This is a genomic window from Streptomyces sp. NBC_01006 (assembly GCF_045162725.1).
Taxonomy (GTDB): Bacteria; Actinomycetota; Actinomycetes; order Streptomycetales; family Streptomycetaceae; genus Streptomyces.
Window position 1 is genome coordinate 1,633,061 of record NZ_CP108700.1, and the last position, 23,998, is coordinate 1,657,058.

Sequence of the window (23,998 nt, forward strand, 5' to 3'; positions counted from 1 at the left end):
GTCCCGTGGGGTGTCCTCTGTCCGGATCGGCACACAGCGCCGGGGCGCCGGGTTCCGCCGGATGTACGCTGCGTCCGCTCATCGCCCGGTCACGACCTCCAGCACGTGGGGGCGGGCGGAGGTGAGTGCCGCGCGCAGGGCGTCGGCGAGCAGTTCGGGCCGCTCGACCCGTGAGGCCTCACACCCCTGGGCGCGGGCGAGGCCGACGAAGTCCAGGCCCGGCAGGGCGGTGCCGACCGCCTTGCCGATGCCGAAGCGCTCGGCGAACCGGTCGACCGTCGCGTACGAGCCGTTGTTCACGACGATCACGGTGAGCGGCAGGTCCAGCTCCGCCGCCGACCACAGGGCCTGGACGGAGTACATGGCGGAGCCGTCGCCGACCACGGCGATCACCCGTCGGCCGGGCCTTCCGAGCGCCATGCCCACCGCCGCGGGCAGAGAGTGCCCCAGCGCTCCGCTGGCACAGGTGTAGAAGCTCTCCGGCCGGGTGTTGGGAAGGTACTCGCACATCACCGGGCGGCTGCTGGGCGCCTCCTCGACGATGACGCTGTCCGCGGGGCGCAGCCGGGCGAGCGTCTGCATGAGGAACGGCTGGCCGATGGTTCCGTCGTCCGGGGCCACGGGACGTGGCCGTGGCCGCCGGGGCGGCTGCGCGCGCGTCGTCTGCGGGGCGTACCCGAGAAGATCACGTACGCCCTGCCGGATGCTGGTCACCACCGAGGTGCCGACCGGGGTCCACGCCGCGGTCTGCGGGTCGTCGGTGAGCTGGAACAGGGCGGTGTCCGGGGGGAGGACGGGGCCGGCGCCGGCGACGTGGTAGGTGAACACCGGCGCCCCGAGGGAGAGGACGACGTCGTGGCCGGTGAGCTGCTCCACGATGCCCTCGCGCAGGGGTGGCAGGAATCCGGCGAAGAGCGGATGGTCCTCGGGGAAGGAGCACCGATGGGACATTGGCGGGGCCCAGACCCGGGCCCCGTGCTGTTCGGCGAGGGCCACCACGTCGTCGAAGGCTCGCTCCTGGTCGACCGCGGCGCCCACCACGAAGGCCGGCCGGGCCGCGCCGGCCAGCGCGCGGCCGACATCGTCGAGGCGTTCGGGGTCGCCGCGCAGGGCGGTGCTCACGGTGCGCGGCGCCAGGGGCTCCGCGGGGGCCGCCCAGTCGTCGGCGGGGACGGAGACCAGTGTGGGACCCTGGGGCGGCGTCATGGCGAGGTAGTAGGCGCGGGCGATGGCCGCCGGTACGTCCTGGGGACGGGCGGGTTCCCGGCTCCACTTGACGTACGGGCGGGGCAGTCCCACCGCGTCGTCGTTGAACAGGTACGGCTCGCCGCCCAGGAGTGAACGGGCCTGCTGGCCGGCCACGATCACCAGTGGGGTGCGGTTGCGGTGGGCGGTGAAGAGGCTGCCCATCGCGTGCCCGACCCCCGCCGCCGAGTGCAGGTTGACCACGGCGGCGTTGTGGGTGGCCTGGGCGTGGCCGTCGGCCATGGCGAGCACCACGGATTCCTGGAGGCCGAGCACGTAACGGAAGTCGGCGGGAAAGTCGCGGAACATGGGTAGTTCGGTGGAACCCGGGTTGCCGAAGACGGTGGTCAGGCCGAACGATCTGAGCAGGTCGAAGGTGACGTCGCGCACGGTCGGGGTGAAATCGTCCGCCATGGACGGAACCTCCTGAGTACGAGGGGTACGGCGTGGTGCAGGTGCGGTCAGCCGCAGTCCGTCTTGGCCGCAGCCAGAGCGGACCAGACACGGAACGGCGACAAGGGCGTGTCCGTCAGTCGTTCACCGATCTCGGGCACCGCGTCGGCGACGGCGTCGGCAACGGTCGCCGGGGGCGGGATCGCGCCTCCCTCGCCCAGCCCCTTGAACCCGCCGGGGATGATCTCGCTGGGGGTGACTCGGTCCTCGATGGTCACCGGCGGCACGTCACCGACGGACGGCAGGACGTAGTCGCCGTAGGCCGCGGTCAGTGGACGTCCGGTGGCGGGATCGTGCACGACCTCCTCCAGGAGGGCGATACCCAGCCCCTGGGCGACTCCGCCGGCGATCTGGCCGGCCGCGATAAGCGGATTGACCAGGACCCCGCTGTCGTTGACGGTCCAGTAGTCCTCCACCGACGTCCGGCCGGTCTCCAGGTCGACGGCGACGGCCGCGCCGTGTGCGCTGTAGGAGTAGGTGAGGGCCGGCGGGTCGAAGTCGACCGACTCCTCCAGCCGGATCCGGTCGGGGTCGGGACGGCCCCAGCCCTTCCAGCCGCGCGAGGCGACCTCTCGCCAGGCGATGGTGGTGTCACGGCCGGCGACGCGGAACACGTCCCCGTCCATGGAGACGTCCGCCGGGTCGGCCCCGAGGTAGCCGGCGGCCAGCAGGCGCATCCGTTCCCGCATCTTCTCGGCCGCCTTCATCAGAGCTCCGCCGGCCAGCGTGAGCGACCGGCTGGCCTGCGAGGTGAGGTCCGAGTACGGCGAGGTGGCGGTGTCCCCCAGCTCGACCGTGATCCAGTCGAGTGGGACACCGAGCCGGTCGGCCGCGATCTGGGCGAGGGCCGTATCGATGCCCTGGCCGATCCCGACGACACCGGAGAAGACAGTGACGGTTCCATCGTGGTTGACGCGCAGCCGGGCACTCTCCCAGCCGCTCCAGTCGATGCCGAAGGCCTCCAGGAGCGCTGACGGTGCGAATCCGGTGATCTCGACGCTCGCGGTCACCGCGACCCCGCGCCGGAGCGTCGGGGTGGAGGCCCGCCGACGGTCCGCGCCGATGGCGGCGGCGCGCCTCAGGGCTGCCGGATAGTCGCCGCTGTCGTAGGTCAGCCCGGTGCGCGTCGTGTACGGCATCTCGCCCGGTCCGATCATGTTCCGGAGCCGCAGCTGGACCGGATCGAGACCGCGTTCCCGCGCGGCCTCCGTGACCAGCCGCTCCCGGATCCAGGAGGCCTCCTGCATCCCGTAGCCCCGGTAGGCGCCGGTGGGTACGACATTGGTGAACACGCCGGTCACCGTGGAGCCCGCCCGCTCGAAGCGGTACGGCCCCTCCAACGCGAGGCCGGTCACCTGGAACGGGCCCGAGCCCGCCTGGATGGCGAACGCCCCGAGGTCGCCCAGGATGTCGGCGTGGACCGCCAGGAAGGTGCCGTCGCCGTCCAGGGCAAGACGACCACGGGCCTGCTGTCCGCGCCCCTGGTAGGTCGCGGTGAGGTTCTCGGTCCGGTCCTCGATCCACTTCACCCGGCCGCCGAGCACCATGGCGGCCAGGCAGACCAGCGCCTCGTCGACGTACAGGGTGACCTTGCTGCCGAAGGAACCGCCGATGTCGGGGGCGACGACCCGGACCTCATCGGCGCGGAGCCGCAGCGCCGCGGCCAGTTCCCGCCGGACCACGTGGGGCGACTGTGTGCTGCTCCACACGGTGAGCCGGCGGGTGTGCCCGATCCACTCGGCGAGCAGCCCGCGCGGTTCGAGGGGGCTGTGGCTGACCCGCTGGACGCTCAGCCGTCGCTCGACGACATGTGGCGCGGTCCGGAAGATCTCCTCCAGTTCGTCGGCGGGGTCGCCGAAGTGGATCGTGCCGGCCACGTTGCTCCCGGTGTCCTGGTGGACCAGGGGTGCGTCGTCCGCGAGCGCCGCGTCGATGCCGACGACGGCGGGCAGCGGGTCGATGTCGACCGCGACGCGTTCGGCCAGGTCCTCCGCGACGGCGCGGCTGTCCGCCACCACCAGGCCGATGGGCTGGCCGACGTAGCGCACGATGCGCGCCTGCGGGTCGACGTGCAGGGCAGCCTGGCCGGGCAGCCGCCAGGAGGTGGGCAGCGGGTCGAGCCGCTCGGCGATGTCGTCGGGCCCGAGAACGAGCCGGGCCTCGCCGCCGGCCAGCACCGCCGTGGCGTCGAAGCGGGTGACGACGCCATGGGCCTCGGTGCTGCGGAGGACGACCGCGTGCAGGGCGCCGGCTTCGTCGATGTCGTCGACGTACCGGCCCTCACCACGCAGCAGCCGCGCGTCCTGGATGCCGGGCACGGAGCGGCCGATCACGGGTTCGGGCCAGTTCACCGGGCGCCCTCCCCGCCCTGCCAGTGCCGCTCCACGGCGGAGCGGATCCCGGCGTATCCGGTGCAGCGGCACACGTGGCCGTCGACGACGCTCTCCAGGGCATCCGCCGCGCACAGTCCGGCGCGCTCGGCGTAGTGCAGGCCCATGAGCAGGCCGGGGGTACAGAATCCGCACTGGAGCCCGTGCTCGGCCATCATCGCCCGCTGCAGAGCGTTCAGTTCGCCGTCGGGTGCGAGCCCCTCCACGGTCTCGACGTTCTTGCTGTCGGCCTGGAAGGCCAGCATCAGGCAGGAGCGGACGGGCTCGCCGTCGACCAGCACGGTGCACGCTCCGCACACGCCCTGCTCGCATCCGACGTGCGTGCCGGTCAGCCCCAGGGAGTGGCGCAGGAAGTCGCTCAACAGCGTGCGGGCCTCCGCGGGAGCCGACCGCACCGTTCCGTTGACGGTGAGGGTGATGTCCTGGAATCTCATGCGGCGTTCCTCTCGGGCACAAGACGGGTGACCGCCCGGCGCAGAGCGGTGCGCAGCATGTCGGTTCGGTAGGCGGCGCTTCCGTGGAGGTCGCCCGGCGGGTCGGCGGCGGCGGACGCGGCGTCGAGGACGCCGCTGAGGGACGTTCCCGGCGGCTGTCCGACCAGTGCGCGTTCCGCCTCTCGCAGCCGCACCGGCCGGTCGGCGATGCCGGAGGCCGCGAGGCGGGCCCGTACGACGACCGGCCCCTCGACGGCGACGGCAAGGCACACCCCGACGAGGGGCCGCCCCGCGCTGCCGCGCCGGGACACCTCCTCGAAGCGGTGGCGGAATCCGGGTCGGCGTGGGATCGCCACCGCGGTGAGCAGCTCGCCGGGCCGACGCGCGGTGAGGTGCGGCCCCTGGAAGAAGTCCTCGGCGTCGAGTGTCCGCGCTCCCTGGGTGCTGTGCAGGGTGAGCCGGGCACCGAGGGCGACCACGCACGCGGGCAGCTGCCCCGCGGGGTCCGCGTGGCAGAGCGAGCCGCCCAGCGTGCTGCGGTGGCGTATCTGCCGGTGGGCCACGAGGCCGGCGGTGTGGGCGAGGACGGGGAGGGCCGCGGTCAGGGCGGGATCGGCCTCCACGTCACTGAGCCTGGTCATCGCGCCGACGCGTACGGAGTCGGCGGTGACCCGGATGCCCGCGAGCCCGGCGACCCGGTTGAGGTCGACCACGGTCGCCGGCCTGACACGCCGCTGGTTCAGCAGGGGAACCAGGCTCTGTCCGCCGGCCAGCGGCACCGCGGGCCGGTCGGCGCCGGCCAGGAGCGCGAGGGCTTCGTCGAGGGTCCGGGGCACCTGGTAGTCGAAGGCCGCCGGTTTCACCGCGCCTCCTCGGGGTCGGCGTCGGGAGAACCCTCTGTGCGCACCCGCACCAGTTCGACGGCCTGCGGCGGAGTGAGGTGGCACAGTGCGTCGAGTACGGTGGCGTCCAGCAGCACCACCGCTCCGGAGCGCTCCGATTCCAGTTTGAGCCGTTGACCGTTGCCCGTGGGGCTGACCGTCACACGCACCGCCGCCGACTCGCAGACGATCCTGCACAGTTCCGATTCCTGCCGCCCTGCAGAACTCCGGGCGAGTCCGCTCATGACGATCCCTTGCAGTCGTGGCCGCATCGGCCGTCAGAAGATGATGGAGAGCTGTTCATGCGTGGGCACTTCGATGTCGAGGAGCGCGCGCCGCCGCAGCAGGCGATACGACCCCCCGCCGAGGTCGGTCACGATGTCCTGGCGGCTCGCGGTGACGGTCGCGCTCTCGCCCCGGCCCCGGTTCCAGGTGGCGAGCACACCGCACTCGACACGCCAGGTCCCGACCCGATGGGTGGCGAACACGCGGACAGGCCCGAGGAAGTGGCGCACGACGCCGCCGGGGCGGTCCGACCAGGCGTGCCTCAGGCCCAGTCGGCCGAGCTTGAGGGCGAGCACGTGCTTCGTCGCCTCGAAGAGCATCGCCCGATCGCTGTGCCGGGACAGGTCCGGGTCCTCACGCAGCAGGGGCACCGGAACCTGGTAGAGGAAGTCGTCCTCCAGCAGGTCGAGCCAGTCCTGGTACTGGCGGTCGTCGAGCAGCGCCGACTCCTCCTCCAGGAACTCCCGCAGGGGCCGGTCCATCTCGCGGTGGCGGGCGCCTCGTCCGGGGAAGGGCTGCTGCTCGGGCAGCGGCCGCGTCGGCTCCGCCCGCGCCATGCTCGCGTCAGTCACGGGGGGCCTCCATGAGTTCGGCCCAACGCCGGTAGAAGCCACGCTGGTTGTGTTCGGAGAGGGTGAGGTGCTCGGCCCGGCCCGGACCGGGGAAGTCGGGGACGGGCGTCCCGAGCCCCATGCCGAGGGAGAGGTCGGTGGGCGCGTCGTCCGCGACGCTGCCGCTGATCGCCGCGTCGATCCGGGCGAAGTTCTCGAAATCGTCCATCTCGAAGAGGATTCCGCCGGCGGACTGCGACCGGGCCTGGAAGGCGTACGAGCGCCGCTTCCACTCCTCGCTCATCGACCTGGGAACCAGCGTCCAGTAGGTGCATTCCGTGTGACGCGCGTCGATCGGCGTGTGCACGCGCCAGACGAAGTACTTGGTCAGCGGATCGGTGTCGCGGCCGACGGCCCGGTCGTGCGAGACGCTCAGGAAGGCGGCGTTGGGGAACACCGTGCCGTGCACGACCTCGCAGTGCGAGTTGAACCTCACCTGCTCCTCGGTCTGCGCTGCGGTGAAGCGCGGCCACTCCTCCGGCGGATAGCCGAGGTAGGCGGCCTGCGTGAGGTCGCGCTCGAACGTGGGGTTCGCCTTCTCGACGACGTATCCGGCGCGCACCGCATGACCCTGCGGGGTACTGATGTTGATGCCCATCAGGTCGAGTTCCCCCTTGCCGAGGGTTCCGTCGGCAAGGCTGCTGCCGTAGATGCCCTGCTCGAAGGCGGCTTGATGGGTCGTCTGCATGTGATAGCCGTCGCCGGCGAAGTTGTCCGTGGAGATCTTCCAGTTGCCCTTCACGACGGAGCGCTGCGGCGGCCCGTAGACCTCCCAGTCGCCCCCGGTGAGGTCGAGCATCGCGTCCAGGTACCAGCGGAAGTCGCCGAGGTACTCCTCCAGTGGAGGTGCCTGCTCGTTCCAGGTGGCGAAGATGAAGCCGCGATAGGCGGTGGCCCGGGCCCGCGGGAGGCCGTAGGCCTCCTTGCGGAAGTCCTGCGGGTAGTTGCTCCGGAGGCTCGGCACCCCGACGAGGCGGCCGTCGTTGGAATAGGTCCAGCCGTGGTAACTGCACCTGAAGTGGGCGGAGTTGCCGAAGGTCGCACGGCAGAGCTGGGTGCCCCGGTGACTGCAGGAGTTCAGCATGACACTGATGCGGCCCTCCTCGTCGCGGGCGACGATGACGCCGTCGTCCCCCAGCCGCCGCACCGCGTAGTCGCCGGCGTCGGGCAGTTCGGACTCGAAACCGAGCAGCTGCCAGCTCGGCCGGAACACCCGGCGCATTTCCTCCTTCAGTACGTCTTCGTCGAAGAAGGCGCGACGATCGAGCCGATACATCTTTTGCGCCTCCTCCGAACGAGCTGCTTCCAGCATCGTGATCCCCCTTTTCCAGGCCGGCGGGAACGACGTTCACCTTCGACGACCCGAGAGGCTAGAGCCTCGGGCATCTGTCTGACCAGTAAGCAGTCGTGAACAGTCCCACTGTTCAACATCGTTCGACGCCGTTGCCAGTGAGCCGCCGCTTCTGTTCTAGTCAATCGACACGCTTCTATGTCGCATTTCCCCCTTTGCAATTCTCCGAGACGGAGGAATCCCCTTGCCGACCCACGCCCTCTCTGCGGAAGAATTCACGCACAACGATCTGGAGTACATTCCGGACCCGTTTCCGTTCTACGAGAAGATGCGTAACGAGAGTCCCGCCTTCCGCTCGGACCGCATCTTCGGCGGCGCGTGGCTGTTCTTCGGTTACGAGGACTGCCTGCGGCTCATGAAGGACGAGCGCCTCTCGAACGCCCGGGCCGCGGTTCCGCTCTGGTTCCTGCCCGAGTCGCAGCGGGAGGAGTTCGCCGACATGATCGGCGTATACGAGCGCTGGCTCGCCTTCCATGACGGGAAGGAGCACACGGTGAACCGCCGCCAGGCCAATAACAGCTACCGGCCCTTCAGCGACGAGTGGCTCGAGCCGCGCATCCAGGGCCTGGTGGACGGACTCCTGGACAAGGTCGACCCCTCCGGCTTCGACCTCATGTCCGAGTTCGCGTTCCCCCTGCCGGCCATGGTGATAGCCGATGTGCTGGGCGTCCCGGTCGAGGCCCATCCCGAGCTGACCCGCTGGACCGACGACATCGCCCACCTCTTCGGGTCGACGCAGGTCACCGTCGAGCACCTCAAGCGCACCCAGGCCAGCACCCGTGAGCTGACCGAGTTCCTGGCCTCCCCCGAGTGCGCCGAGAGCGCCGCCCGTCAGAACGGGCTGCTGCACACGCTGCGTACCACGGAGGTACACGGGCACCGCTTCTCCGAGCAGGACGTGGTGGCGCAGGCCGCGCTGTTGCTGTTCGCCGGCGTCGCCTCGATCCGGTACCTGATCGGCAACAGCGTTCACGTCCTCGACCGGTGCACCGCCGAGGAGCGGGACCTCCTGCAGACTCCGGCGGCCGTACCGGACGCGATCGAGGAACTGCTGCGCCTGTGCACCCCGGTGCAGTTCGTGGGCCGGGTGGCCCGCGAGGACATCCCCTACACCACCGCCGCCGGCGAGGAGATCGTGCTGCCGGCCGGACGCCCGATGATGCTGTACGTGGCGTCCGCCAACCGCGACCCGCAGCAGTTCTCCGAGCCCGACAAGCTGGTGCTCGACCGGCCGGCCCCCAACACCCATCTGACCTTCGGCGCCGGCCGTCACCTCTGCTTCGGAGACCCTCTGGTGCGCCAGACGATGCGGATCGCGCTGGCGACGCTGTACCGGCGGATGCCCGGGCTGCGCGTGCTGCCGCAGACCCTCAACTACAACAACAACCTCGGCTTCCACGGATTCACCGAGCTGCGCGTCCAGGACGGCAACGCGATCGCGGCTCCCGGGCCCGCGTGATCCGTCCGTACCCCGCCCCGCCCTTTTTCCCGAGGAGACCTTGATGCCCCTGCCCAGACTGTCCAACTTCGTGGACGGGAAGAAGACCGAGCCCCTCGACGACGGTTTCGCCGAGCTGCTCGACCCGTGCACCGGGACGGCGAGCGCCCTCGCTCCCGTCAGCGGCCCCCAGGACGTCGATGCCGCGATGAGGTCGGCAGCGACCGCGTTCGCACAGTGGCGACGCACCACGCCTGCCGAACGTCAGCAGGCACTGCTGCGCATCGCCGACGCCCTGGAGAGCCGGATGGAGGAGTTCGCCGAGGCCGAGCTCCTCGACACCGGAAGCACCGCGGCCGCCGGCGAGGCGCCGCTGATGGTGGACCAGCTGCGGTTCTTCGCGGGGACGGCCCGACTCCTGGAGGGCAGCTCCGCCGGCGAGTACTCCGCCGGTCACACCTCGTACGTGCGCAGGGAGCCGGTAGGCGTCTGCGCCCAGCTCGCCCCATGGAACTTTCCGCTGCTCATGGCCGTGCTCAAGAGCGCGCCGGCCATCGCGGCGGGGAACACCGTGGTGCTCAAGCCCGCCGAGACGACGCCCCGGTCGGCCCTCTTGTTCGCAGAGCTGGCTGCGGAGTTCCTGCCTCCGGGGGTCCTCAACGTGGTCTGCGGGGCCCCCGCGACCGGTCGGCTGATGGTGGAGCACCCGGTGCCCGCGATGGTGTCGCTGACCGGATCCGTCGAGGCCGGCATCGCCGTCGCCCGTTCGGCCGCCGCCGACCTCAAGCGGGTCCATCTGGAACTGGGCGGGAAGACCCCGGTGGTCGTCTTCGCCGACGCCGACCTGGACGCCGCCACGGCGAAGATCATCGAGGGCGCGTTCGGCAACGCCGGGCAGGACTGCACCGCGGCCACCCGGGTGCTGGCCGACCGGGAGATCCACGACGAACTGGTGGAACGCCTCGCAGCCGCCGCGCGGGCCGTTCGCCCGGGCCCGCCGACCGACCGGGCCGCGGCCTACGGACCGCTCAACAACGCCGCCCAGCTGGAGCGGGTGCGCGGCCTCGTCGAGCGTCTGCCGGAGCATGCCGAGGTCATCGTCGGAGGGAAACAAGCGGGCGAGGCGGGATACTTCTTCGAGCCGACCGTCGTCAGCGGAGTCCGGCAGGACGACGAGATCATCCGTACCGAGGTCTTCGGCCCGGTCGTCACGGTCCAGCCGTTCGCGACCGAGGAGGAGGCGGTGCGGCTCGCCAACGGTGTGGAGCAGGGCCTCGCCTCGGCGGTGTGGACGTCCGACCACACCCGCGCGATGCGGCTCACCGGTCTCCTCGACTTCGGCACGGTCTGGGTCAACACCCATCTCGGCTTCCCCTCGGAGATGCCGCATGGCGGGTTCAAGCACTCCGGCTACGGCAAGGACCTGTCGATGTACGGGTTCGAGGCCTACACACGGATCAAGCACGTAATGCACCACGTAGGCGCATAGCACGGTCGGCACGGACGAAGGCGCCGGAGGGGTTTCCCTCCGGCGCCTTCGCGCTGCTCAGGACCGGGTACGCGGCACCCCGGCGGGAAGGTCGCACAGCTCCCCGCCGACCAGTTCGCACATCCGGCGCTCCCGGGTCGTCACGAACAGGTGCCCTCCCTCGATGCTGTACGAGGTGAACGGGCCGCTGGTGTGCAGGCGCCAGGCCGCCACGTCCGCAGCGTCGACCAGTGGGTCCGCGTCTCCGCCGAAGGCGCTGACGGGGCAGGCCACCCGCGTGTCGGAGGGGCGCCGATAGGTCTCGGCGGCTGCGAAGTCCACGTGCAGGGTCGGCAGGAACAGCTCCGCCAGTTCGTCGTCGTCCAGTGCTCCCCCCGGCTCGGGCTGGAAGCGGCGTACGGCCTCCAGGAACGGACCGGGCGCCAGCGTGTGCAGGCCCCCGTAGTGCAGCGGCCTGTGCGGTGCCCGGGATCCCGAGACGAACAGCCGGGCAGGGGGAAGTCCGTCCCGGGTGAGTCGCAGCGCGGCCTCGAAGGCGATGAGCGCCCCCATCGAATGCCCGAAGAGGGCGTACGGGCGGTCGATGTCAGCGCGCAGCACAGGGACCAGGGCGTCGGCGAGCGCATCGACCGTGCGCAGCGGCTCTTCTCGAAGCCGCCGTTCGCGTCCCGGCAGCGCTACGGGCACGACCTCCACGGAGGCCGGGAACGTCCGGGCCCAGGGGCGGTACGCGCTCGCCCCCGACCCAGCCCAGGGCAGGCAGTACAGGCGCACCGCGGCTCCGTCGCGGTGGCGGGGCACCGTCAGCCACCCCCCTCCGCGCACCGTCCCCGTGCCCGAGGGGCCGATCGCCGCCATCTCAGGCCTCCCCGAGTTCGTGGAGCACACCGATCAGCTCCTCGACCAGCCGGCCGGCCCGCTCGGGCGTGAACCACCTGGTGGTGTGGGTGAGCAGGCCGTGCAGGGAGCGTCCGTCGTCAACCAGGGTGAGGAAGAGGTCCTGGTACTGCTCGGCGACGGCCAGGGACACGGGAACGGGCTCGACGTCGCGGTCTCCCGTGTCCAGGGGCATGTCGATGTAGTTGAACAGCACCTGACCGAAGTCGGCACCGGTTTCGAAGAGCGCCTCGATCGGCAGCGAGTGGGTGAGCCCGTCCAGGTAGGAGTCGCGGACGGCACCGAGGCGGTCGGCGAGGTCCTCGCTCCGGCGCAGGTCCAGCCGGAGCCACAGGGTGTTGGCGAAGAACCCGACGGTACGGGCGAAGTCCCGGGTACCCCGGTTGGAGACGGACGTGCCGATCACGATGTCCGACCGACCGGTCATCCGCTCCAGGGCGATGGCCAGTGCCGTCAGCGGCACGACGGACGCCGGCGTGCCCGCGCGCGCGGCGGAGCGCACTGCGGCCACCGCGGACTCGGGGACGGTGAACGCGTGCTGCAGGCTGGGCAGGCTCACGGTGTTGCCGCCCCCGAACAGGGGCTGGGCGCCTTCCAGTCGTCGCTGCCAGTACGGGAGGTGCCTGGTGTCCTCACCGGCGCCGAATTCCGCGTACGGCCTGGTGGCCGGGAGCCGCGGCGGCTGGTGACCGTGTTCCAGCGCGCGGTAGCAGGCCAGCAGTTCGTCGGCGAGTACACCCATCGACCAGCCGTCGGTGTTGAGGTGGTGGACGACGAGCACCAGCAGCCACTCCTGGTCGGCGAGACGCAGCGCGTCGAGGCGCAGCAGCGGCCCGTCGGCGAGATCGAATGGCTCGCGGACCCGTACGCCGGCCTGCGGAAGGGCGTCCTGGACGGTGACCGCCCGTTCACCGCCCCGCAGGTCGGCCGTGCGGATCGCGACCCGGACATCGGGCAGCACCCGTGCGACCGGCCGTTCCCCGTCGCGCGGGAAGACCGTGCGCAGCGCGGCGTGCCGTTCGGTGAGCCACTGCAGGCTCCGCTCCAGGAGGGGGACGGAGAGGTCTCCTCCCCAGCGCAGCAGTGTGTGCACGTTCAGCGACGGGTGGTCGTGGGTGGCCATCCATTCCTGCGCCCGGGAGAGACCGGACGGCCCTCCGGAGAATTCCGGCCCGGTGTCCCGGGGGGCGGTGGCGGGGGTGGGCAGGGCAGCGGCGAGCGCGGCCAACTCGCCCAGCACCGGGAACCCGAATACCTGGCGGGGGGTGAATGCCAGCCCGCGCTCGGCGGCCCGGTCGATCATCCAGAGGGCTTTGAGAGAGTCACCGCCGATCTCGAAAAAGCTGTCCTCCGGCGATATGGTGTCGCGTTTCCGCTGCAATACCTCCGCCCATATGTCGGTCAGTACGTCCAGGGCTGCTTCATATTCCGGCACGAGGCGCCTCCTCTGTCTGCGATCACGCCTCGCCAGAGAGTACGAACCAGACCCGCGTTACCCAAAGGAGCGCTCAACTCAGTATTCGCCCAGGCGTGGAATCGTCTCGCTTCGCACGGAACGACTTGTCGTGCGCGGCCCGGAGCAGTGAGTTGTCAGACGGCCGGGCCCTGTCGTGCGATCGACGCGTAGACGTCTCTCACTTCGCGTACGGCGCGCTGCCACGAGAACGTCTCGACGGCGCGCAGACGCCCGGCCTGCCCCATCCTCTCCGCGGTGTCCGGGTCGTCCAGCAGAGAATTCACCCGGGCGGCGAAGTCCTTGGCGAAGACGAAGGGATCATCCGGCTGCCCGCCGGTCTCTGGCCCCCCGAGCAGGGGCACGAGCCGGCCGGTCTCGCCGTCGACGACCACCTCGGGGATGCCGCCGGTCGCGGAAGCGACGACCGGCGTGCCACAGGCCATGGCCTCCAGGTTCACGATGCCGAGCGGTTCGTAGACCGAGGGGCAGGCGAACACCCGAGCGTGCGTCAGCAGTTGGACCAGCGCACGGCGAGAGAACTCCCCACCGATCCAGTGGACGTCGACACCCTGGTCGCGCAGCCGACCGACCCCGTCCGCGAACTCCGCGCGGGCCTCGGAGGTATCGGCGGCCTGCGCCACGATCACCAGGCGGGTTCCGGGAACGAAGTGCTGGGCGGCCCGCAGCAGATGGTCGAGCCCCTTCTGCCTGCTGATCCGGGCCACGCTCGCCACGATGGGGCGGTCGGTGCGTATGCCGAACGACTCCAGTGCGTCGCTGCTGTGGTCGGGGGCGAACTCCTGGGTGTCGATGCCGTTGTGCACCACGCTGACCCGGTCGGGGTCGAGTTCGGGGTGGAGGCGCGTGATGTCCTGTGCCATGGCCCGCGAGACGGCGACCACCCGGTCGGCCGCACAGAGCGCGGTCCGTTCCATGGAACAGGACAGGGCGTATCCCCCGCCGAGCTGCTCCTTCTTCCAGGGCCTGAGGGGTTCCAGGCTGTGTGCCGTCACCACGTGCGGAATGCCGTGGAGCTGCTGGGCGAACCTGCCGGCAAGACCCGTGTACCACGTGTGACTGTGCACCACGTCCGCGCCCGCCACGGCGTCCGCCATGGCGGCGTTGACCGCGACGGCCTGCAGGGCCGGGTTGGCGTCACGCAGTTCGGCCGGCACCCGGTGGGCGAGCACATCCGGGGCGCCGGCTGCCGCGGCGGACGGCACGTCAAGGGTGTCGGACGGACCGTAGTGGTGGACCCGCAGGTCCACCAGGGGGCGCAGCCGACCGGCGAGGGCCGTCACATGCACACCAGCGCCCCCGTACACATAGGGTGGGTACTCGCGGGTCAGCAGGTCGACGCGCATGGGGCGGTCCTTTCCGGTGCGTCGGGAGGCACAGGTCGGTTGAGAGGGTCGCTGCTCGCCTGGCCGGAAGTCCGTGTCAGCCCTTCGAGGACACGGGCGACCCCGTCGTCGTCGTGGTGGGGCGCCACCTCGTCGGCCACGGCCTTCAGGTCGGGATGGCAGTTGCCCATGGCCACGCCGTGGCCCGCCCGGCTCAGCAGGGGGATGTCGTTGGGCATGTCTCCGAAGGCGATCACGTCGGCGAGGTCGACACCGTAGCGCTCCGCGGCAAGAGCCAGGCCCGTCCCCTTGTCCGTACCGGCGGGCAGGATCTCCACCAGACCGCGGTCCGAGTGCGTGACGGCGGCCAGAGGGCCGCAGACCCTTGCGGCGAGCGCGGCCAGATCGTCGTCGAGGAGCACGGGGTGGCGCAGGAAGACCCGGTCGACCGGCCGGCGCCACAGGTCCCGGGGACGGCAGGTCCGGACCGGCGAGAGGGTGTCGCGGACCGGGAATGCGGGTGTCCGCACGAACTCGCCTTCCGGACCGGAGGTGTTCACGGCAAGAGACAACTCGCCGGGCACGCCCAGCTCGGCCAGCTCGGCCAGCAGCCGGGCCACCAGGGTGCGGGCCAGATCCCGGTCGAGGGCGACCGTGCTGAGCACCCGGCGCGCGGTCACGTCGTACAGCTGGGCGCCCTGCCCGCAGACGGCGATCCCCCGGTACCCGAGAGCGTCGAAAACCTGCCCGCACCCGGAGGCAGGCCGTCCTGTGACGATCAGATGTCTCATGCCGCGCAGCCGCGCGGCCCGTAGCGCTTCGAGTGTCCGCGGGGCGATGCTCCTGTCGCTTCTCAGGAGTGTGCCGTCCAGGTCCGTGGCCGCCAGCCTCAGCATGCCCGACCGCCACGGGGTGCGGGGCCGGTCGATCCCCGGACCACGAGTTCGGAGGCGAAGACGAGGTCGGCGCGGGGCACCGGCACACCGAGCAGTGCCTCCTTGAGCGCCTCGGCCGCACTCTGTGCCATCCGCCGCACGGGCAGCTGCAGCACCGTCAGCGGCGGGTCGGTGTAGCGGTTGGACGGCGCATCCTCGAGAGCGATCAGCGATACGTCGCCGGGCACGGTCAGTCCGCGGCTCCGCACCGCATCGAGCACGCCGAGCGCGAGCAGTCCGTTGTCACAGACGACGGCCGTGCAGCCGGCGTCGAGTAGTGCGCCGGCGGCAGAGTACCCGCCCTCCGGCGAGGAGATCGTCTGTTTCACCAGGACCGGGCTCCGCGCCAGAAACGTTTCTGCACGGTCGCCGGCCGCCTGGTCCGCGGTGTGCGTCAGGATGAGCCCGATCGCGGTGTGGCCCAGCCCGGAAAGGTATCCGAGCGTCCTGTCGGCGGCCACCGCGTCGTCGGTGCAGAGCTGCAGGGCGGTGGAGCCCTCCGCCCCGGCGTGAACGACGAAGACCGGTGCGCCCGGTCCGGCGGTGAGCCCGCCCTCCGGCGCCTTCGCATCGCCGGTCCGCACCGGTCCGATGTGCACCATCCCGTCGATGCCGCGTGCCCTGAGCCGCCCGGGCAGCTCTTCGTGCCATTGTTCCTGCCACTCCCTGCCGGCCGCCTCCGGGCAGAGGACGGAAAGCAGCCCCTGCCGCAGCAGGGCGTGTGCCATCTGGCTCGCCAGGTGCAGGAGCAGGGGGTTTTCCAGTTCCGGCACGACGACGGCGACCAGCACGGTCGCGGGCTCCCGGGACGGCGCAGCAGCCGCACGGTTCACCGTTGTGTTGGCCATCGGTTCTCCTTGGGTCGCACACGGTGTGCGGGCGAACTGTGTTCAACAGCTGCGTTAACGCAGTTGAACAGAAGGTCTGCACGCATCCGGGTCAGACTGCCTCGGAGCGGATCAACTCGGTCTCCTCGCCCAGCTCTTGGGCGAGGTAGCGCCACATCTCCGCATATCCGAGGAACAGCTCGGCCACCAGCAGGCGACAGTGCGGCGGAACGCTTTCGGCGATCTTGCGCCGCTCGCGCGCGGCGTGCGCACAGGAGTCGAAGAGGCGCAGAACCAGTCGGCCGGTGTCGTTGAACCGGAGCGAGGGGTCCCTGCGCAGGGTGTCGAAGATGGGCATCAGGTCCGAAAGGTTCCGGCTGGGCAGCATCGGCGCGTTGGTGCCGGCCACCGGCCTGGTTCGCCGTCCGGACTGCGGCTTCCCGCCGCGGAGCTTCAACGGCACAGGGTCCACGCCCTGACGGATCCGTTCACGTACGTCGGCGACCGTCGCCGGGGAGATGCCCACCTTCCGGGCTATCTGCCGCAGTGAGGCACCGGGGTTGGAGCGGATGAGCTCGCTCGCCAGTTCCCGGCCCTGCACGCTGTTGACCGGGCGGGCCCGGCCGTCGAGACCGACCCGCACGGCGACCTGGGGTTCGTCGTCGGCCATGCCCCGGCGCACCTCGGCCACTTTCTTGGCGGACAGGCCGGTCACGGACGCCACCGCGCGGTCGGACCACTGCGGATGGGAGACGAAGATGCGCTGCACGGCGGCGATCCGGTCGGCCCTCGCCAGCGGCAGGCCATGGGCCACGTTGACCGCCACCGACAGGACGAACGCATCCTTCTCGTCGCCGTCGAAGAACTGCACGGCTATCCGGTCCTGGCCCCGGAGCTCGGCGGCGCGTAACCGGTGCATTCCGTCGACCACGCGCATGGTGGCACGGTGCACCGTGATGGGCGGCAGGGCTAACTCGCTGTCGGCCAGGGCTTGCGCGTGGCCTGCGTCCGCACCCGATTTCCGAAGCGTACCCAAAGTCACGAGCTTCACAAGGGGAACGAGTTCGACAGGGGAGTGGCGGAGCTCGCTCTCGCACTGCGCCACATAGGAAAGGGCGTCGCCCTCACGCGTCTTCAGCTGCTCATATACGCTCAACGCAGGCTCCTCGAAGGAAAGTTGCAGAGTATGGGCATCCATCGAGAAACATACCTTGATCGTTGCTGTGCGCAAACGAATAATCTGATCTCGCGGGCTGTAGTTGAGAGCGCTCCGAAGGGACACTCCAGGGGGCCGGACCGGTGCGGGGCCGACCCCCTCATCTCTCGACCGCCACCCTCACGGGGCGCGATCACCGCACCGACAGTCCACCGTCGGGACGGAGCACTTCCCCCGTCATCCCCGCCGCCTGGGGTGAGGCCAGGAACCGGTAGAGCGGAGCCAGTTGCGACGGTTCCATCACGACCCCGAGGGGGTTGAACTCGCGGATGGTGCGGACGATGGGCTCCGGGTCGGCAAAGACCGGTCGAATCGCCGGGCCGGGCCCCGCCACCGCACGAAGCCCCGTCACCACTCCCCCGGGGGCCACCGCGTTGACTCGTATCCCGGGCGCCAGATCTGCGGCCAGATGACGGACGAGCCCCAGGGCCGCATGCTTGGCAGCCGCGTAGGCGAGGCCCGCGCCGTTTCCGCTGACCAGGAACGACGCGTCGGAGAGGGTGAAGACCATGCAGCCTCCCGTGCGCTCCAGCGCGTCGGCGGCGGCCCGGGCGCCCAACATGTACCCGACCACATCGACGTCCAGGACCTTCCGGGCCACCTCGGCCAGCTTCTCAGCCGGGAGGTCCCGCAGCCGGGTCCCGGCATCGTGGATCCCGGCGTTGCCGACGAAAACGTCGAGCCGGCCGAACCGGTCGAGGGCGGCGGCCACAGCCCGCTCGTTGTCCCGGACACTGCACACGTCGCCGCGGACGGCGGTCGCCCCGGCCGGCAGGGGCCGCCCGGGCTCCTCCTGGTCCAGGACGACGACACGGTACCCGTGCGCCGCGAAGTCCTCGACGACGGCCAGCCCGATACCCGAGCAGCCCCCGGTGACCAGGACCACCGGCGATGTTCCGCCCGTCGCACCACTTCCCTGCGCACTCATACCGGCGGAGCCGCCCACAGGCCCGGGTCGGGAGTGCCGAGCAGGGTGGTGGCGACCAGCGCGTCCCGCGCGTTGGCGGTTCCCCACACATCGGTCGTCTGGGCCGTCGCCGGGTAGACCTTCGGCGTCCAGCCGTGCTCGTCGTCGATCATCTGGGCCGCAGTGGTGTACTCGAGCACGAATCCCGACGACGGGTCCTGGAAGTACGAGAAGGTGTTCTGCCCGACCCCGTGGCGGCCGGGCCCCCAGAGCGGCGGCATGCCCTGGCGCATCATCGCGCCGGTCGCCCGCATGAACTCGTCGAGTCCACGCACTTCGAAGGCCACATGGTTCAGCGAGGTGTGCGGCGCCCTGGTGAAGGCGATGACGTGATGGGCCCGTCCGGTGCGCATGAAGCACATGATGTCCTCGACCCAATCCGACACCCTGAACCCGAGCACGGACTCGTAGAAGGTGCGGGCGGAGTGCAGGTCGGGGGTGTTGAGCACGACGTGGCTGATCCCGATCGGGCGGGTCTCCGTCTCCTCCACCGGCCGGAAGGCCCGGCCCGCCACATCCGAGGACACCTCGACCGTACGGCCGTCGCAGTCGAGGAACCACAGTCCGTACCCGCCCCCGAGGTCCTGTCGCTCGCCGGGTTCGCGCACGATCTTCGCCTGGGGATGACGTGCCACCCGCTCGGCTATCTCGTCCACCTCAGTGGCCGAGGAGGCGGCCAGCGAGATCAGGTCGACCCGGGGTTCGGGGGTCTCGCGAAGGCGCAGTACGTGGCTCTCCGGGCAGCCCGAGCCCAGGTAGAGCCGGCCGTCGTCGTTGCCCACCGCCTCCAGTTGCCAGCGCTTCTCGTAGAACTCCCGGGCCGCGGCAAGATTCGGGACCCCGAATCCCACATGGCGGACGTGCGTAACCATGCTTCATCCTTTGCAGTTCGGTGTGCCTGGTGAGGGGTACGGCCGGTGCCGGTCAGCTCAGTTCCGGCACGAAGACCAGGTCCTGGAGCCGCAGCCCCGGCGGAAGGTCCGCGTTGACCGTTCGGAGCACCTCTTCCCGGCAGCTCAGTTCCACCCGGGGCGGGAAGACGGGCTGCCGCCAGGGCCGGCCGGCGCCGGCAACGCCGGGCACCGCCTGGCAGACGGCTGCCGGGGTGTGCCCGGACGGCACGCACCAGAGGTCGAACCTGCCGGCGCCGTCGTCATCGGGTGTCCACCGCAGCCTCGCGGACCATCCGGACTCCTCGGCCAGCAGGCACAGCCGCTCGGGGTCGAGACCGCTCACGGTGCCGCGCTCGCCCGTCGGGTCGCCGCCACCCTGATGGCAGGTGCCACCGGTCCCGGCCGGGGCCGTGTCCCGGGCCGAACCGCTCGCCTCCCGCAGCGCGAGAGCCTCGGCCAGCCGCGCGTTGGGGACACCCCGGAATCCGAACGGCTGCTCCTCCCCGGCAAGACGGATCCGTAGCTGTTCGACCGTCAGGGTCTCGCCGTCGCACCACTCGGGTTCGGCGTCCGCCAACGGACAGCCGACGTGCGCCACGGCGTCGTACCGGAACAGCGTCATCTCGGTCGGCGAGGCACCCCGGCGCGGGGCGGTCTCCGTACCCGTTATCCCGTCGATCCGCTCCACCAGGGAGTGCAGGTACCCGGGATGCAGGCTCAGCTCCCCGTCGAGCCTCAGCTCCCGGTCCATCTGGGCAGTCAACTGCGCGTGGTCGGCCCCGGCCGGCGCCCGCCGGTGGTGCTTGAGGCCGACGAGGGCGTCACAGAGCCCCGCATGTCTCAGGTCGCCCAGGAAGACGTGCCCGCCCGGTGCGACAGCCGGCAGGACCCGGTGCAGGACCTCTTCGAGATACAGGATCGAAGGAAAGTACTGCGCGACCGAGTTGATGATCACCAGATCGTAGGGGCCGCCCTCCACGTGCGCGACGGCCGGCCCTTGGGCGACGGTCGTGGCTGTTCCCGGGGCGTGCTCCTTCAGTTCGGCGGCCAGCTCCCTCAGCAGGAGCACGGCCTGCTCCGAGAAATCGGTGGCGGTGTAGACATCCGGGCCGAGCGCGCGGACGAGGGGATCCATCAGCAGACCCGTACCGGCGCCTATCTCCAGAATTCTGCGGGGCCCGAGAGCGGAGATCCGCGCCACGGTCGTGTCGACCCACTCGGCCATCTGCGCAACGGAAACCGGACGTCCGGTGATGCTGTCCGTCCACCCCGTGATTCTGGACGTCTGTGGAGTGGTGTCGAGCGCGGCGACTTCATAGCAGTCGTCGAAGACGGCCTGCCATGAGTCCACCACCGGATCGGCGTCCCCGGCCGGACCACCGCCGGGGTCCGCCACCGGGACGACATGGGCTACGAGCCGTCCGCTCTCACCCGGCCCGCCCTTGGCGTGTTCGACTCTCGCCGCCCGGACGCGAGGATGAACGCGGAGCGTGGCTGTGACCGTCTCGACTTCATCCTGCTCGGCGAAAGGGACCGCCTGAGGTTCCGACATGGACTCACCTCCTCGAATTCCCGTCAATTCGCAATAAGGCACTGGAGTTTAGGAGCACGAAGCCGTTCGGTGCACGGCTGTGCAGGTGTTCATATCGAGCATCGACCGGCGGCTGCCGCGCCTCCTAGAGTCGCCGTCCATGAGCCCGTACGACGTGATCGTGGTCGGCGCCCGCTGCGCCGGAGCTCCGCTCGCAATGCTTCTCGCCCGCACGGGGCACTCGGTTCTGCTGCTGGACCGCGCCTCCTTCCCGAGCGACACACTCTCCACCCACTGGATCCTGCGCCCCGGTGTCGAACTCCTCGCGTCCTGGGGCCTGGAGGACCGGCTCGCGGCCACCGGCTGCCCCCCGATCGACCAGCTGCGCGTGGACTTCGGCGGCACGGTGCTGTCCGGCACGCCGACAGCCGCGAACGGACCGGCGACGACGTACGCCCCTCGTCGTTCCGTACTGGACGCCCTGCTGGTCGACGCCGCGCGGGAGGCGGGTGCCGAGGTGCGCGAAGGATCCTCCGTACGTGATGTGGTGTGGGAGAACGGTGTCGTGGCCGGGGTCCGGGGACAGGACGCGCGGGGGGTGTCCTTCGCCGAGCGGGCCCGGCTGGTGGTCGGCGCCGACGGTCGCGGTTCGACGATCGCGCGGGCGGTGGGCGCGCGCGTGACGAAGGATCGCGGACCGCTCGCCGCCACCCTCTACGGATACTGGTCGCACGTGCCGGCCGACGGGGCGGAGACGTTCGTACGACCAGGGCTCGGAGCTTCCCTGTGGCCCACCCACGACGGACTGACCGTCGTGGCGCTCACCCTGCCCCGCACGGACTTCCTCGCCCATCGCTCCGGATCCGAGCGGCTGTACCTCGACACCCTGGATCGCCTGCCGGAGCTGCGGGCACGAATGCACGGCGGGCGGCTCGCCGAGCCGGTCAGGGCCGCCGGCCTGCTGCGCAACTTCTTCCGCCTGCCACACGGCCCGGGCTGGGCGCTCGCGGGTGACGCCGGGCAGCACAAGGACCCGATCGGAGCGCACGGCATCTCGGACGCGTTCACGGACGCCGACAGTCTCGCCCGGGCGATCGGGCAGGAGTTCTCCGGCGCACTGGCGCCCGGACGGTCCCTGGCCCGCTACGCCGCGCGGCGTGACGCCGGCCGGGCGGCTATGTTCGAATTCGTCTGCCGTCAGGCGGAGTTGCAGCCGTTGGACGAGGAGTTCACCCGAGTCCTGCGTGCGTCGGCCGAGGACCCCCGCCTCCGGGGAGAGCTCCTTGACGTGTTCGCCGGGAGCCGACGTGTGGAAGAGCTCTTCAGGCTCGCCCGGGCGGGCCGGCCGGACCAGTAGCCGTCCCGGGCTTCGGCCGCCCCTCCCCCGTCGCGTGCCCGGCCGCCTCGCGCAACTGCTCCCGGTCCGCACTTGAACGACGACCGCCACCGCGTGCGAGGCGGAGGCGGCCATCGGTGGATGAACGGACCGGAGAAGCTGACTCGGACGTCGAGGAACTCACGGCTGTAGCGCCGCGGGCATCGCCATAAGGCAGTGCACGGGAGGGGGCCGTCCGATAATCTGGGGGCATGTCTACGCCCCGGATTTCCTAGCTCACGAACCCGCTTCCACGCCAGAAGTGTGTCCGTTTGCTTTCTCGGAGCGTCATTACATGATCACCGTTCATGGTGTCGACCTGCGCGTCGGCGCCCGTCTGCTGCTGTCCGACATCTCCTTCACCGTCGCGCCCGGCGACCGGGTCGGCCTGGTCGGCCGTAACGGCGCGGGCAAAACCACCCTGTTGAACACCCTGGCCGGGCACACCCGGCCGGCTGCCGGAACGATCTCCCGCACGGCATCCGTCAACTACCTGCCGCAGGACTCCCGCGCCGCGGATCCGTCCGTCACCGTCACCGACCGAATCCTCTCCTCCCGCGGCCTGGACCGGGCGGTCCGGGCCCTGCGGGACGCCGAAGCCGCCATGGCGGAGGCCGCGGGTGATTCCGAGCAGGCGCGGGCCATGGATGCCTACGTCCGTGCGGAGGCGACGTTCCAGAGCGCGGGCGGCTACACGGCGGAGGCGGAGGCGGCCCGCGTCGCCGCGGGTCTCGGGCTGCCGACGCGCGTCATGACGCAGCCGGTCGGCGAACTCTCCGGTGGCCAGCGACGGCGGGTCGAGCTGGCCCGGATCCTGTTCGCGGGCGGTGACGGCACGCTGCTGCTGGACGAGCCCACGAACCACCTCGACGCCGACTCCATCGCCTGGCTGCGCACCTTCCTGGCCGGCCACAGCGGCGGGCTGATCCTGATCAGTCACGACATCGATCTGATCGCCGAGACGGTCAACCGGGTCTTCCACCTCGATCCGCAGCGCGCCACCATCGACGTGCACAACACCGGCTGGGCTGCCTATCTGACCCAGCGGGAGAGCGACGAGCGGCGGCGATCGCGCGAACGGGTCAACGCCGAGCGCAAGGCAGCCTCCCTGCACGCCCAGGCCGACAAGATGCGGGCCCGGGTGGCCACGGCCACCGCCGCGAAGAACATGTCCCGCCGCGCCGACCGGATGCTGGCCGGCCTCGAACCCACCCGGCGGTCGGACAAGGTGGCGAGGATCAGCCTGCCCGAACCCGCCCCCTGCGGGCGGATGCCACTCGGGGCCGTGAGCCTGGCCAAGTCGTACGGCGGCCAGGCGGTGCTCCACGGTGTGGACCTCGCCGTGGACCGGGGCAGCCGACTGGTGATCCTGGGGCTCAACGGCGCAGGGAAGACCACCCTGTTGCGCCTGCTGGCCGGCCGGGAGACGCCCGACGGAGGCCGGGTGGTGCGCGGGCACGGGCTGCGGCTCGGCTACTTCGCCCAAGAGCACGAGACCCTGGACTCCGCGCGTACCGTCCGGGAGAACCTGGCCACCGCCGCGCCGCAGTTGAGCGACGGCGAGGTACGGCGCGTACTCAGCTCGTTCCTGTTCACCGGGGACGACGCCGACAAGCGTGCGGAGGTGCTCTCGGGAGGCGAGAAGACCCGGCTGGCGCTGGCCACGCTGGTCCACTCCGGTGCGAACGTGCTCCTGCTGGACGAGCCGACCAACAACCTCGACCCGGCGTCCCGTCGTGAGGTCCTGGCAGCGGTGGGCACCTATCCGGGCGCCATCGTGATGGTCACCCACGACGAGGGCGCCATCGAGGCCCTGCGCCCGGACCGGGTCCTGCTGCTGCCGGACGCCGACGAGGACCTGTGGAGCGAGGACTACCTGGACCTGGTCTCCCTCGCCTGACATCCGGACGCCCGCCCCCGGCGCTGCCGGATCGTGCCTGGCCCGCGACGCCCTGCATCGGACGCCGCGGGCCTTGCCGGC

Annotated in this window: 20 protein-coding genes; 4 read left to right on the top strand and 16 right to left on the bottom strand. The window is 70.9% G+C overall.

Annotated elements, in window-relative coordinates; translation table 11 throughout:
- Positions 1 to 78: 78 nt before the first annotated feature.
- The 7 genes from mdlC to OG509_RS07350 are packed head-to-tail and all read right to left on the bottom strand — an operon-like array spanning position 79 to position 7,575.
- Positions 79 to 1,659 (bottom strand): benzoylformate decarboxylase, encoded by a 1,581-nt coding sequence (mdlC, locus tag OG509_RS07320; RefSeq protein WP_406181079.1) that lies wholly within the window; start codon positions 1,657 to 1,659, stop codon positions 79 to 81.
- 47 nt (positions 1,660 to 1,706) lie between these two features.
- Positions 1,707 to 4,049: a xanthine dehydrogenase family protein molybdopterin-binding subunit gene (locus tag OG509_RS07325; protein WP_406181080.1), complete on the bottom strand. Its 2,343-nt coding sequence runs from the start codon at positions 4,047 to 4,049 to the stop codon at positions 1,707 to 1,709.
- On the bottom strand, positions 4,046 to 4,522 hold the full coding sequence (locus tag OG509_RS07330) for a (2Fe-2S)-binding protein (protein ID WP_387282163.1): 477 nt from the start codon (positions 4,520 to 4,522) through the stop codon (positions 4,046 to 4,048). Before OG509_RS07330 ends, OG509_RS07325 begins: the two co-directional genes overlap by 4 nt.
- On the bottom strand, positions 4,519 to 5,385 hold the full coding sequence (locus OG509_RS07335) for an FAD binding domain-containing protein (RefSeq protein WP_406181082.1): 867 nt from the start codon (positions 5,383 to 5,385) through the stop codon (positions 4,519 to 4,521). Before OG509_RS07335 ends, OG509_RS07330 begins: the two co-directional genes overlap by 4 nt.
- Positions 5,382 to 5,648 (bottom strand): hypothetical protein, encoded by a 267-nt coding sequence (locus tag OG509_RS07340; RefSeq protein ID WP_319724066.1) that lies wholly within the window; start codon positions 5,646 to 5,648, stop codon positions 5,382 to 5,384. The genes OG509_RS07335 and OG509_RS07340 overlap by 4 nt, the downstream gene beginning before the upstream one ends.
- 33 nt (positions 5,649 to 5,681) lie before the next feature.
- Positions 5,682 to 6,260 (bottom strand): aromatic-ring-hydroxylating dioxygenase subunit beta, encoded by a 579-nt coding sequence (locus tag OG509_RS07345; protein ID WP_387282161.1) that lies wholly within the window; start codon positions 6,258 to 6,260, stop codon positions 5,682 to 5,684.
- Entirely contained in the window at positions 6,253 to 7,575 is a 1,323-nt protein-coding gene (locus OG509_RS07350) for an aromatic ring-hydroxylating dioxygenase subunit alpha (RefSeq protein WP_406181084.1), read from the bottom strand. Before OG509_RS07350 ends, OG509_RS07345 begins: the two co-directional genes overlap by 8 nt.
- Before the next feature lie 259 nt (positions 7,576 to 7,834).
- On the opposite strand from OG509_RS07350, the gene OG509_RS07355 reads away from it, so the two are divergent.
- Both OG509_RS07355 and OG509_RS07360 read left to right on the top strand, forming a co-directional pair.
- Positions 7,835 to 9,109 (top strand): cytochrome P450, encoded by a 1,275-nt coding sequence (locus tag OG509_RS07355; RefSeq protein ID WP_387282159.1) that lies wholly within the window; start codon positions 7,835 to 7,837, stop codon positions 9,107 to 9,109.
- Positions 9,110 to 9,152: 43 nt separating this feature from the next.
- Positions 9,153 to 10,577 (top strand): aminobutyraldehyde dehydrogenase, encoded by a 1,425-nt coding sequence (locus tag OG509_RS07360; protein WP_406181086.1) that lies wholly within the window; start codon positions 9,153 to 9,155, stop codon positions 10,575 to 10,577.
- 57 nt (positions 10,578 to 10,634) lie between these two features.
- Here the strand turns inward: OG509_RS07360 and OG509_RS07365 are convergent, their stop codons facing one another.
- The 9 genes from OG509_RS07365 to OG509_RS07405 form a co-directional block, all read right to left on the bottom strand.
- Entirely contained in the window at positions 10,635 to 11,435 is an 801-nt protein-coding gene (locus tag OG509_RS07365) for a thioesterase II family protein (protein ID WP_406181088.1), read from the bottom strand.
- 1 nt (position 11,436) lies between these two features.
- Positions 11,437 to 12,909, bottom strand: a complete 1,473-nt coding sequence (locus tag OG509_RS07370) for a condensation domain-containing protein (protein ID WP_406181090.1) — start codon at positions 12,907 to 12,909, stop codon at positions 11,437 to 11,439.
- A gap of 155 nt (positions 12,910 to 13,064) precedes the next feature.
- Positions 13,065 to 14,294: a glycogen synthase gene (glgA, locus tag OG509_RS07375; protein WP_406181092.1), complete on the bottom strand. Its 1,230-nt coding sequence runs from the start codon at positions 14,292 to 14,294 to the stop codon at positions 13,065 to 13,067.
- Positions 14,276 to 15,169, bottom strand: a complete 894-nt coding sequence (locus OG509_RS07380) for an HAD family hydrolase (protein ID WP_406181094.1) — start codon at positions 15,167 to 15,169, stop codon at positions 14,276 to 14,278. Before OG509_RS07380 ends, glgA begins: the two co-directional genes overlap by 19 nt.
- On the bottom strand, positions 15,163 to 15,999 hold the full coding sequence (locus OG509_RS07385) for a LacI family DNA-binding transcriptional regulator (RefSeq protein WP_406181096.1): 837 nt from the start codon (positions 15,997 to 15,999) through the stop codon (positions 15,163 to 15,165). Before OG509_RS07385 ends, OG509_RS07380 begins: the two co-directional genes overlap by 7 nt.
- Before the next feature lie 148 nt (positions 16,000 to 16,147).
- Positions 16,148 to 17,266: a winged helix-turn-helix transcriptional regulator gene (locus tag OG509_RS07390; RefSeq protein WP_406181098.1), complete on the bottom strand. Its 1,119-nt coding sequence runs from the start codon at positions 17,264 to 17,266 to the stop codon at positions 16,148 to 16,150.
- A 118-nt stretch (positions 17,267 to 17,384) separates the two neighbouring features.
- Positions 17,385 to 18,179, bottom strand: coding sequence for an SDR family oxidoreductase (locus tag OG509_RS07395; RefSeq protein ID WP_406181100.1), 795 nt, complete (start codon positions 18,177 to 18,179; stop codon positions 17,385 to 17,387).
- Positions 18,176 to 19,090, bottom strand: coding sequence for a VOC family protein (locus OG509_RS07400; RefSeq protein WP_406181101.1), 915 nt, complete (start codon positions 19,088 to 19,090; stop codon positions 18,176 to 18,178). The genes OG509_RS07395 and OG509_RS07400 overlap by 4 nt, the downstream gene beginning before the upstream one ends.
- Positions 19,091 to 19,142: 52 nt before the next feature.
- Complete coding sequence (locus OG509_RS07405) at positions 19,143 to 20,663, bottom strand: class I SAM-dependent methyltransferase (protein WP_406181103.1); 1,521 nt, start codon at positions 20,661 to 20,663, stop codon at positions 19,143 to 19,145.
- 139 nt (positions 20,664 to 20,802) lie between these two features.
- Here OG509_RS07405 and OG509_RS07410 point away from each other — a divergent pair, with 139 nt between their 5' ends.
- Both OG509_RS07410 and OG509_RS07415 read left to right on the top strand, forming a co-directional pair.
- Entirely contained in the window at positions 20,803 to 21,999 is a 1,197-nt protein-coding gene (locus tag OG509_RS07410) for an NAD(P)/FAD-dependent oxidoreductase (RefSeq protein ID WP_406181105.1), read from the top strand.
- Between the two features lie 313 nt (positions 22,000 to 22,312).
- The gene (locus tag OG509_RS07415; protein WP_406181107.1) at positions 22,313 to 23,917 is read left to right on the top strand and encodes an ABC-F family ATP-binding cassette domain-containing protein; all 1,605 of its coding nucleotides are present in this window, start codon (positions 22,313 to 22,315) and stop codon (positions 23,915 to 23,917) included.
- Positions 23,918 to 23,998 lie beyond the last annotated feature (81 nt).

Coding starts and splice junctions, on each gene's coding strand:
- mdlC (WP_406181079.1), bottom strand. CDS start 1,659: ATGGCGGACGATTTCACCCCGACCGTGCGCGACGTCACCTTCGACCTG.
- OG509_RS07330 (WP_387282163.1), bottom strand. CDS start 4,522: ATGAGATTCCAGGACATCACCCTCACCGTCAACGGAACGGTGCGGTCG.
- OG509_RS07340 (WP_319724066.1), bottom strand. CDS start 5,648: ATGAGCGGACTCGCCCGGAGTTCTGCAGGGCGGCAGGAATCGGAACTG.
- OG509_RS07350 (WP_406181084.1), bottom strand. CDS start 7,575: ATGTATCGGCTCGATCGTCGCGCCTTCTTCGACGAAGACGTACTGAAG.
- OG509_RS07360 (WP_406181086.1), top strand. CDS start 9,153: ATGCCCCTGCCCAGACTGTCCAACTTCGTGGACGGGAAGAAGACCGAG.
- OG509_RS07365 (WP_406181088.1), bottom strand. CDS start 11,435: ATGGCGGCGATCGGCCCCTCGGGCACGGGGACGGTGCGCGGAGGGGGG.
- glgA (WP_406181092.1), bottom strand. CDS start 14,294: ATGCGCGTCGACCTGCTGACCCGCGAGTACCCACCCTATGTGTACGGG.
- OG509_RS07380 (WP_406181094.1), bottom strand. CDS start 15,169: ATGCTGAGGCTGGCGGCCACGGACCTGGACGGCACACTCCTGAGAAGC.
- OG509_RS07395 (WP_406181100.1), bottom strand. CDS start 18,179: ATGAGTGCGCAGGGAAGTGGTGCGACGGGCGGAACATCGCCGGTGGTC.
- OG509_RS07400 (WP_406181101.1), bottom strand. CDS start 19,090: ATGGTTACGCACGTCCGCCATGTGGGATTCGGGGTCCCGAATCTTGCC.
- OG509_RS07405 (WP_406181103.1), bottom strand. CDS start 20,663: ATGTCGGAACCTCAGGCGGTCCCTTTCGCCGAGCAGGATGAAGTCGAG.
- OG509_RS07410 (WP_406181105.1), top strand. CDS start 20,803: ATGAGCCCGTACGACGTGATCGTGGTCGGCGCCCGCTGCGCCGGAGCT.
- OG509_RS07415 (WP_406181107.1), top strand. CDS start 22,313: ATGATCACCGTTCATGGTGTCGACCTGCGCGTCGGCGCCCGTCTGCTG.